This window comes from Kribbella deserti, from assembly GCF_042434725.1.
Lineage (GTDB): Bacteria > Actinomycetota > Actinomycetes > Propionibacteriales > Kribbellaceae > Kribbella > Kribbella deserti.
On record NZ_JBHLTC010000033.1, the window covers coordinates 1 to 9153 of the forward strand.

The following is a 9153-nucleotide window of genomic DNA, read 5'->3' on the forward strand; positions in this document are numbered from 1 at the left end:
CCCGTCTCGCCGAGGCCGGTTAACACCTAACGAAGCCTCCGGACTCGCCGGGGCGGCTCAGTCGGCCGGGTTGGTCGGACCGCCCTGGTTGGCGGTCTGGTTTGCATGGCGTGGTCGGAATGCGGGGAGTGGGATGGGCCGGTCGGGCGGGGAGCGGGGTGGTAGTTCCGTTCCGGGTGCCGCTGTGCTGGTTCTGCTTGGCGGTGTTGCGGCCGCGGCGTTGTTCGGTGGCGAGGACGTCGACCTGAGCACGCTGGCGAGTTCGACCACGCACGCGACGATCAGCCTCGCGCCGCAGGACTCGAAGCCGTTCGCGGCGACCGACGGGCTTGTGGTTCACCCGCAGGAGGAGATGGCCGTCTACACCGCTCCAGACGCGAAGGCCTTTGCGAAGATCGGGCCGCGTCAGTTCGGGCCGACTTGGTTGCCGGTGATCGATCGGGCCGACGGGTGGGTCCGGGTTTTGTTGCCGTCCAGGCCCAATCGATCCACCGGCTGGCTGAAGGATCGGGACCTGGAGCGGGCCACTTCGCCGTACGTCATCCGCGTTCATACCGGTTCGCGGACGATCGAGCTGTTGCACAAGGGCCGCCGGCAGGGCATCTGGCGGGTGGCGGTGGGCGCGCGGAAGACGCCGACGCCGCCCGGGCGGACGTTTGTGCTCGGGTCGATCACCGATGAGCGGCAGTCCTATTCGCCGGTGATCCTGCCGCTCGGATCACACAGCCCGACGCTGGACACGTTCGGTGGGGGACCGGGTACCGTCGCGATTCACGGCTGGCCGCGGTCGAACGTTTTCGGCGCGGCGGTCAGTCATGGCTGCATCCGGGTACCGGATGGCGCGCTGGACCGATTGCGCCGCGTCCCACTCGGAACACTCGTGCTGATCGACAGCAAGTGATCGACACTAGGTGAAGGGCCGCGGAAACTTGAGAGAGCGAGGGCCAAAGATGCGACGAGACTTCGTGCCGACGGTGGTGACGGTCAGCGCGGTGGCGGGTGTCGCCGCGTTCAGCCTGGTCGCCGCGGCCCCCGTGGGCAACGCGGCCGCCCGGCCCTCTTCGGCGTACGCCGTCAGTGCCGAGGGGCAGGTCCCGATCCCGAAGACGCCGTACATCGAGTCGGTGGACGGGCGGGAGCGAACGTCGTCCGCCCTGAAGATCCCGGCCAATCCGTTGATCGCCGCGCGGGCGGGTTCGGTCACCGCCGCGAACGACTCCGCGGTGGTCGAGTTGCTCGACGTGACGATCGGCCAAGGCGCGCTCAACCAGGTGAAGCTGCCGCCGGAGTTGAAGACGGCTTGCGATCGGCTTCCGGCTCAGGGCGGCGACGATCTGCCGATTCCCGACCTGGCTTTGCCAGGGCTTGGACTACCGCTGCCCGAGTTGCCGCGAACCGATGACCTGCCCGCGAAGAACCTGCGGGAGCTTTGTGAATTGTTGCTCACTCCACCTAGTTCGGTACTGGGCATCGACTCGCTGAACGTCTGGTGCGCGGGCGACAAGGGTGGTGTCGACATCGGCGCGCTCACCCTGCTCGGTCAGCGCATCGCCATTCCGAGTACCAAGCAGGGCGCGACGATTCCGGCCGCGCCACTGGCCACGATCACCATCAACGAACAGACCAAGCGGCCCGACGGTTCGTTCACGATCACTGGTCTGGTGATCAACCTGGGCAACGGCGCCGAAGTGATCCGGCTGGCGTCGGTCACCTGTGCGAAGCCCGCGCCCCGGACCAAGCCGACACCACGGCCGAAGCCACCCAAGCCGAGCCAGGACATCGAGCACCCGCCGCCGGCGCCACCACCCAGCCCCGTCGAAACCCGTCACCCCGTCACCGGCTGACCGCCGTACCGTCTGAGCCTCCCAACCAGTTGAACGCTCGCGGCCGACTAGACGCAGTAACCGGCCATACGACGTACCGGCTAGCGCGGCTGGGGGAGTTTTGCGTTCCAGTGGTGCAGTTGCTCGGCGATCCAGGGCAGCAGCGGATCGCCGAAGGCGGTGTCGAGACCCAGGTAGCGCAGGCCCACCGCGGCGATCGCGAGCAGGCCGAGGCAGAACCCGAACACGTTGAGGGCGCTGCCGGCCACGTCCGGGCGGCGGGTGGTGATCAGGCCGACCAGGCCCGTGCACACCGCGAGCGTGCCCAGCGCCAGCGCGACGCCGAAGAGGATCGAGAAGGTTGCCGTGAGCATCGCGCCCAACCCGGCAACGAGGGCCGTTTCAGCGGCCGTGGACATTCGCGCGCGCGGCGCCGGTGAACTGTCGAAGAGCGCCTGTAGCCCCACCTCGCCGTGGGGACTTTCCCCGTACGTGGCCATATCTCCAGGCTAAGCCGCAAACGCCGGCCCGGCGGTCCGTCGATGGTCACGAACAGGCCGCTTTCCACCCGCCGTGGGGACAAGCCGATCGGCCTGTCCCCACGAGCCGCGCGGAGCCCGTCCCGCGAGCCGGCGGAGCCTGGCGGTGCCTGGACCCGTGAGCCTTGCTAGGCGGCGACGTCGAGCACCCAGACGACGCCGAACCGGTCCTTGAGCATGCCGTAAAGCGGCGACCAGCCTGCCGGCGCGAGCTCTTGGACCACGGTCGCGCCGTCGGCAAGGCCCTTCCAGTACGAAGTGATCTCCTCGGCGTCATCCCCGCGAACCGACACGAACACCGAGTTGACCCCTTGCTCGTACGGCAGCCCTTGTGGTACGTCGTACGCCATCAGGTGGATCCCGCTGCCGCCTTGGACCTGGCCCCACATGATCTGGTCGTCCTGCACGTTGTGGGCGTCTCCGTAAGTGACTACGGCAAGCTCCCCGCCGAAGACGGACTGGTAGAACTCGAGCGCCGCGCGGGCATCGCCGCGGAAGTTCAGGTGCGTCGTGGTGGTAATCGACATTTCTGCTCCTTCGATTGAGGGTGTACGGCTACGCTAGGAACTATCGCGGTCACTTCCTGACCGCGATTCCGGCGATCGTGGAGATATGGCGAATACGAGTTCTCGGACCCTGCGCCTGCTTTCGTTGCTGCAGGCGCGCCGCTATTGGCCCGGCCCGTTGCTGGCCGACGAGCTCGGCATCTCGCCGCGGACGCTGCGCCGGGACGTGGATCGACTCCGGGAGTTGGGCTATCCCGTCGATGCGAATCCAGGTGTCGACGGTGGATACGCGCTCGCTCCGGGCGCGGCCCTGCCGCCGTTGGTCGTGGACGACGATGAGGCGATGGCCCTGGCCGTGGCGATCCAGTCGCACGTCGCCACCGGGGACGGCGGTGAGGCCGCGTTGCGCGCGCTGACCAAGCTCATCCAGGTGATGCCGCGGCGACTCCGGGCTCGGCTCAACGCGGTTCGCTCATCGACCACGCCGGCCTTGTGGAGCAGCGATTCCGCCGCGCCCGTTGATCACGCGGTGCTATCCGTACTGGCCTTGGGTTGCCGCGATTCCGAGCGGATCCGGTTCGCCTATCGCGCGGCGAACGGCCAAGCCTCGGACCGCCAGGCCGAACCGTTCCAACTGGTGGCGCTCGGGCAGCGCTGGTACCTGGTGGCGTACGACCTCGACCGGCACGACTGGCGAACGTTCCGGATCGACCGCATCACCACCGCCGAGTCGGCCGGTACGGCGTTCGCCCCGCGTACGCCGCCCTTCGAGGAGGTCGCCGCCTTCGTACGCGAAAGGGTGTCCGGCGGTGCGCCGGGCGGGCGGCATCGCGTCGAGGTGGTGGTCGAAGCGCCCGCCGACGTCGTCAGCGCGCGGTTCGGCCGATGGGCGGAAGTGCGGGCGCGTACGGCGGCCAGTTGCGTATTGACGATGGAGACCGACTCGCTCGACGGGCCTCTCTTCGCCCTTGGCTCGCTCCGCGCCGAGTTCACCGTGCTCGCGCCGCCCGAGCTGGCGGTCATGGCCGCCGATTGGGCCGCGCGCTTCACGCGAGCCGGCGGGACTCGACCCTAGGCACGCGCTTCAGGCGCTTCAGGTGCTTCAGGCGCTTCACGCGAGTCACCGGGCCCCGGCCTTGTGCGGGATGTTTCGGGCCGGCCTTGATCGGTTACCCAGGCGTCAAGTGCAAGGAGGCGCGATGAGCAAGAACGAGCGTACGCCGGGGCGCGAGGCCGAGGCGCCGCGACAGATTCCTGCCGCCGGGTGGTGGCAGATCCTCAAGCGGGCCTGGGCGGAGGCGAAAACCGACCAGGTCCCACTGCTGGCGGCCGGTGTCGCGTTCTTCGGATTCCTCTCGCTCTTCCCGGCGATGATCGCGGCCGTGTTGACGTATGGCCTGGTGGCCGAACCGGCGCAGATCCGGACGCAAGTCGACGAGCTTGCCGGGGCGCTACCCGGCTCCGCGCGGGACCTGCTGCTGCAACAGGTCGAGGCGCTCACGTCCGCACCTCAGCAGGCGCTCGGCATCGGGCTGGTCATCAGCCTGCTGACCGCCCTGTGGAGTGCGTCCGGGGGAGTCGGCTACCTGATCACTGCGGTCAACCTTGCGTATGACGAGGAGGAGACGCGCGGATTCGTACGCCGCAAGGGCCTGGCCCTCGGTATGACCCTTGGCGCGATCCTGTTCGTCGTACTCGCGGCCGGGTTGATGGCGCTGGGTCCGGCCTTGTTCGGTTCGGGCGAGGTGTCGACGCCGGTCCGGATCGCGGTGGAGATCGGTCGGCTCCTCCTCGCGGTGGTGCTGATGAGTATCGCGCTGGCGATCACGTACCGCCTGGCGCCTGATCGGGATGCGCCGCGGCTGCGCTGGGTGTCGATCGGCGCGACGGTGGCGACCATCACCTGGCTGATCGTGTCGGCCGCCTTCTCGTTGTACGTCGAGACCTTCGGCAACTACGCGAAGACGTACGGGAGTCTGGCGGCGGTCGTTGTACTGATGTTGTGGCTCTGGCTCACCGTGTACGCCGTACTGCTGGGCGCGGAGATCAACGCCGAGAGCGAGGAGCAGACGATTCGGGATACCACCAAGGGGCCACCGCAGCCCGTCGGTGAGCGTAATGCGGTGAAGGCGGATTCGGTTCCTGAAGATGGAGTACAATCGAACAGTGTTCGAACGAGCGGAAGGAGCTGAGCATGGCTGAGTCGGACGTGACTCCCGTACCGGACAAGGATCCGGACGACTGGACCACCGGTGATGAGCCGATGACGGGCCCGCAGGCGTCGTACTTGCGAACGCTGGCGCAGGAGGCCGGCGAGGAGCCGCCGCCGGACAACCTCACAAAAGCCGAGGCCTCGCGCCGGATCGACGAGCTGCAAGACCGCACTGGCCGCGGTCAAGCCGCCGACGCGAGCCAACGCTAGCGGCCCGCTCGCGCCAACCGGGGCGAGGGTGTTACCGCGCCTAGCCGGTGATTTCGGCGGCTAGCTTTTCGGCCTGTTCCTTGGTGAAGTTCGAGCTGATCTCCACGTGGCTGCCGATGATTTTTTCGGCGACGCTTGGTGCGGATACCACCCGGCCGCTCACCACGATGGCGAGCTGGTTCCGCGGCGGTGGGGCCGCGGCGAGGTCGGCGGTGAGCTGGCCGAACTTGCGCCCGCCTTCATCGGTGAGGCTGAGGCCGACGGTCCAGCCGCCGGTTGGGCTGGAGGCGACGTCCACCCGGGACACATGGCTGCCATCGAGCTCGACCGCGCCGAGGGTGTAGCCGATGCCGTCCGGTCCGCAGGCGATCCCGTTCGGCGCCGGGGTTCCCGTGGATGGGCTGCTGCACGTGCCGGGTTCGGCCTTGAGCACGCGACGAAACTCCACCGCGCCACGCTCCGCCCGCGGCGCGCGCGGTGTCGTGGAGGACGTGGGTTCACCGGCGCCCGAGCCGTCAACGCGGGCCAGCAGGATCACGCCGACTGCGACCGCGCCGGCCAGTACGGCGACTGCCACCAGACCGAGTACGACGACCAGCACCAACGGGCCTCGGTTCCGCCTAGGCGGACGGTACTCGGGTGGCGGGAACGGCGTCTGTGCTGCCATGCCACCAGATGCTAGGCGCCAACCGAGTCACCTCGAGTTGGTCACGGAGCGGCGGCTACTGCCAGGAGGAACCAGCCGGTGTGAGGGATCCACTGTTCCGCCCAGCGCCAGGCGTCGCCTTCGGGGGCGTCGGGCGGTAGGAACGCGATGTCCTGCTCGTCGGCCCAGCCGGAGGTGATGCCGTTGACGATGCCGCCTGGCAGGTTCGGGAAGTCGGAGGAGTAGTCGGCGTTGTGCCGCCCTCGGCCCTGCAACATCGAGCTGTCGAAGGGGTTGCGGCCGACGATCCACGCCAGCTGATCGGCGGCGAAGGTGCTCAGGCGCGCACGGACATCGTCGTCGATTCCGTTCCATCGCGTGCATTCACGTGCGGCAGCCGACAGGGAGGCGATCGCCGCGTTTTCGCCTTGCCACCAGTAGCCGGTTTCGTTGGCGTGCGGGAAGAAGAACGACTCCCGCGAAGCTTCACCGGCCGGCTGGACGAGGCTGCGCGGATAGCCGAATGGATTCGGCACGGACGCCGTACGGTCCAGAATGTCGAGCATCGCCTGTAGCGCCGTTTCCCGCGCGGCCTTTGCCTCGGGGGCGTCGGGTAGCACCTCGGCGAAGCGTAGTAGAGCCAGCACTGGCAGGCCGGGCTCGACGGCGTGGAAGAACGGGCGGCCTTGCTCGTCCGCGCGAAACCACCCGGGCCCGTCACCGGGCCGCACGTATCGCCCGATCAACGACGCAGCTCGCCGCCGCGCCGCCTCCCGCACCTCGCCGTACGCCGGGCTGGTGGCGGCGGTTAGTTCGGTGGTGGCTAGTAGGGCGGTGTAGTCGTCGATGATCGACTCGACGCCGTCGAAAAGGTACGCGAGGTTGTGTTGCTCTAGGTGGGCGAACGCCTCGTGGGCCGCCGTGAGGTACTCGGACCGGGTGAAGTCGCCGTCGTCGTCTGTGGTGGAGGCGCGGGCCAGGGCCGCGATGGCCAGACCGCCGCCTTGGCGGTAGGCGGCTTGGTACCGGCTGGTGCGTACGCAATCCTGCAGCGGCGCGGTGATCACCCGCTCGTCCAACTGCTTCGTGAGCGCGTCGAAAATGCCCGTGTAGAAGTAGCCGTCGGACGAGCGGAACCGCATCAAGAAGTCCGCACCCCACAGCGCCTCATCGCGCAAACGCGCGCCCAGAACCCGAACGAGGGCTGGATGATGAGCGACGAGTTGATCCCGCGCAACAAGCATCGCCCAAGCACACAAGGGAATCTGCTGCGGACTCATCGTCGAGGTGTAGGTCAAATGGGACAGGAACTTGCTGGTATCCCCACTGGCATCCAGCCAACCACCGCGCGCGTCCACCGTCGTACCGGATGAGTCATCCCAGCGCCGGGCGGCGCGATCCTTGCGATCGATCTCCCCACTGGAGCGCATGGCCTTGAAATACGCCAGTACGTCGGACATCGTCTGCCGCTGAAGGCGTTCCGGTCCGATCACGAACGACTCCGACTCCAAGTGGATGCCGTCGGCAACTACCCCGACCGTGTACGTTCCAGCCGCGAGGTGGTCCGGCAGCGGGATCCGCGCGTACGGGCCGCCGGTCCAGCCGGGCACACGCTGGATCGGGCCTGGTCGCAGGCTCACGGTTCCGTCGGGACCAACGAGTTCGGCGGTGAGCGGCCCGTCCGGTACGACGGCGATCACGGCTCGCCCGGATTCGCTGCCGTAGCCGAGGTGCGACACCAGAATCCCCGGAGTCTCGTGGTCCCTTGAACGCACAACCGCACCTGCCTTCCCAATTCGGCAAGGCGTACCGGCCTTGCAAGTTGCTGCAGTTTGCTGGCCAGGAAGGCCGGCAGGAGCGAGAGTAGCTGCCAAGGTCATCACGTTCGATCCCGTCCGATCGTAGAGGTGAGGCAGTTATGCATCGACCGGCAGCCACATCGCCCGCGTCGCCAGGTATTCACCTGAGCAGCTTCCCCGAGCCCCAGGTCGTCGGGTCGGCGGGCACCTAGCCACCGAATAAGACGCGCGGTAGCTGGCGCTGAGCCCGCTGCCCTCGCCCCACCACGCGACTTGTCGCGTGCCGTCACCCCGCGATCAGTCGCGGTCGCAGCGCGGATGTCACCACCGCGCGTTCCGCTGTCCGGCAAGTTCCGGTCACGGCGGCAGCCTGCCCGCACGCAGGCCAGTACTTCGATGGAGGAGTAACCGTGAAGAAGTTCCTTGCCGGTTTGAGCGCCGCCTTGCTGGTGGTCGCACTCACCGCCGGCCAACCAGCCTGGGCGGTGCCACCCACCCCGTCCTTCCCGGCGGCGATCGATCCGTACTCGCCGCCCACCACGCCCGGGTGTGATCCGACCGCAAAGCCTGGTGTCGTTGACTTCCTGGAACTGCTGCAGGCCGAATACGGCCGGAGCAGTCTGGGCATTGTCCGGCGTTGTGACGACGGCGATGCGAGCCATCACCATGAGGGCCGTGCGCTCGACTACCCGTTCAACGCCAACCTGCCGTCGCAGCTGACGCAGGCCACCGAACTGCTCGCCTGGCTGCTGGCGACCGACCAGCACGGCAACCGGCATGCCCTGGCCCGTCGGCTGGGCATCTCGTACATGATCTGGAACAGCCACATCTGGTCGGCGTCCAACCCATCAGCCGGCTGGCAGGACTACGACCGGTCGAACCCCCACACCGACCACATTCACTTCAGCTTCAGCTGGGCGGGTGCGCGTAGGCAGACGAGCTGGTGGACCAGCGGCAGCAGTGACCGGGCGGCCGAGAGCGTCAACGGCGACCAGTACGACGATGTGCTGGCCGTTGATCCCGGCAACGTGTTGCGGCTGTTCCCGGGCAACTCCTCGGGCACGTTCGGAGCCTCGTCGCCGATCGGTCCCGGCTGGAGCTCGGCGTACAACCGGATCGCGGTAGGGGACTCGAACGCGGACGGGGCCGCCGACATCGTGGCGACGTCAACAGACGGCAAGTTGCACTACTGGCACAACTCCGGCAGCGGAACGTTCTCCAAGCTGGCCAACTCCGGTGTGGGCTGGACGTCGATCGAGTGGTTCGCGATGGTCGACATCAACCGCGACAACCGGGCCGACATCGTCGGGCGCGATGGCGGCTTCCTGTACTGGTACCCGGGCAAGGGCGCGGGCGCGTTCGGCGAGCGCATCAAGATCGGCGAGGGCTGGGCGACGTATCCCGAGTTCGCCGGCGCG

Annotated in this window: 10 protein-coding genes; 6 read left to right on the forward strand and 4 right to left on the reverse strand. The window is 68.0% G+C overall.

The window, feature by feature from the left end:
• Positions 1 to 184 precede the first annotated feature (184 nt).
• Together ACFFGN_RS25380 and ACFFGN_RS25385 are read left to right on the forward strand one after the other, a co-directional pair.
• Positions 185 to 901, forward strand: a complete 717-nt coding sequence (locus ACFFGN_RS25380; RefSeq protein ID WP_380052186.1) for a protein-sorting L,D-transpeptidase LdtCP — start codon at positions 185 to 187, stop codon at positions 899 to 901.
• Positions 902 to 950: 49 nt separating this feature from the next.
• On the forward strand, positions 951 to 1844 hold the full coding sequence (locus ACFFGN_RS25385) for a hypothetical protein (protein ID WP_380052189.1): 894 nt from the start codon (positions 951 to 953) through the stop codon (positions 1842 to 1844).
• 80 nt (positions 1845 to 1924) lie between these two features.
• Here ACFFGN_RS25385 and ACFFGN_RS25390 read toward each other — a convergent pair whose 3' ends face one another.
• Positions 1925 to 2323 (reverse strand): hypothetical protein, encoded by a 399-nt coding sequence (locus ACFFGN_RS25390; RefSeq protein WP_380052192.1) that lies wholly within the window; start codon positions 2321 to 2323, stop codon positions 1925 to 1927.
• A 167-nt stretch (positions 2324 to 2490) separates the two neighbouring features.
• Positions 2491 to 2889 (reverse strand): VOC family protein, encoded by a 399-nt coding sequence (locus ACFFGN_RS25395; RefSeq protein WP_380052195.1) that lies wholly within the window; start codon positions 2887 to 2889, stop codon positions 2491 to 2493.
• Positions 2890 to 2974: 85 nt separating this feature from the next.
• Between ACFFGN_RS25395 and ACFFGN_RS25400 the strand changes: the two genes are divergently transcribed.
• The 3 genes from ACFFGN_RS25400 (at position 2975) to ACFFGN_RS25410 (ending at position 5290) form a co-directional block, all read left to right on the forward strand.
• Positions 2975 to 3943 carry a helix-turn-helix transcriptional regulator gene (locus tag ACFFGN_RS25400; RefSeq protein ID WP_380052198.1) on the forward strand — a complete coding sequence of 323 codons (969 nt, stop codon included), beginning with the start codon at positions 2975 to 2977 and terminating at the stop codon, positions 3941 to 3943.
• A 124-nt stretch (positions 3944 to 4067) separates the two neighbouring features.
• Positions 4068 to 5060: a YihY/virulence factor BrkB family protein gene (locus tag ACFFGN_RS25405; RefSeq protein WP_380052201.1), complete on the forward strand. Its 993-nt coding sequence runs from the start codon at positions 4068 to 4070 to the stop codon at positions 5058 to 5060.
• A 2-nt stretch (positions 5061 to 5062) separates the two neighbouring features.
• A complete protein-coding gene (locus tag ACFFGN_RS25410) occupies positions 5063 to 5290 on the forward strand; it encodes a DUF3072 domain-containing protein (RefSeq protein ID WP_380052204.1) in 228 nt (75 codons plus the stop codon).
• A gap of 40 nt (positions 5291 to 5330) precedes the next feature.
• Here the strand turns inward: ACFFGN_RS25410 and ACFFGN_RS25415 are convergent, their stop codons facing one another.
• Both ACFFGN_RS25415 and ACFFGN_RS25420 read right to left on the reverse strand, forming a co-directional pair.
• On the reverse strand, positions 5331 to 5957 hold the full coding sequence (locus ACFFGN_RS25415; RefSeq protein WP_380052207.1) for a SecDF P1 head subdomain-containing protein: 627 nt from the start codon (positions 5955 to 5957) through the stop codon (positions 5331 to 5333).
• 41 nt (positions 5958 to 5998) lie between these two features.
• Entirely contained in the window at positions 5999 to 7711 is a 1713-nt protein-coding gene (locus ACFFGN_RS25420) for a glycoside hydrolase family 9 protein (RefSeq protein WP_380052210.1), read from the reverse strand.
• 434 nt (positions 7712 to 8145) lie between these two features.
• Between ACFFGN_RS25420 and ACFFGN_RS25425 the strand changes: the two genes are divergently transcribed.
• Positions 8146 to 9153 (forward strand): FG-GAP repeat domain-containing protein (locus ACFFGN_RS25425; RefSeq protein ID WP_380052213.1); only part of this gene is annotated, 1008 nt, incomplete at its 3' end.

Bases quoted from the DNA above. Each gene is read 5' to 3' on its own strand.
- ACFFGN_RS25415 (WP_380052207.1), bottom strand. From the start codon at position 5,957: ATGGCAGCACAGACGCCGTTCCCGCCACCCGAGTACCGTCCGCCTAGG.
- ACFFGN_RS25405 (WP_380052201.1), top strand. From the start codon at position 4,068: ATGAGCAAGAACGAGCGTACGCCGGGGCGCGAGGCCGAGGCGCCGCGA.
- ACFFGN_RS25390 (WP_380052192.1), bottom strand. From the start codon at position 2,323: ATGGCCACGTACGGGGAAAGTCCCCACGGCGAGGTGGGGCTACAGGCG.
- ACFFGN_RS25410 (WP_380052204.1), top strand. From the start codon at position 5,063: ATGGCTGAGTCGGACGTGACTCCCGTACCGGACAAGGATCCGGACGAC.
- ACFFGN_RS25395 (WP_380052195.1), bottom strand. From the start codon at position 2,889: ATGTCGATTACCACCACGACGCACCTGAACTTCCGCGGCGATGCCCGC.
- ACFFGN_RS25400 (WP_380052198.1), top strand. From the start codon at position 2,975: ATGGCGAATACGAGTTCTCGGACCCTGCGCCTGCTTTCGTTGCTGCAG.
- ACFFGN_RS25385 (WP_380052189.1), top strand. From the start codon at position 951: ATGCGACGAGACTTCGTGCCGACGGTGGTGACGGTCAGCGCGGTGGCG.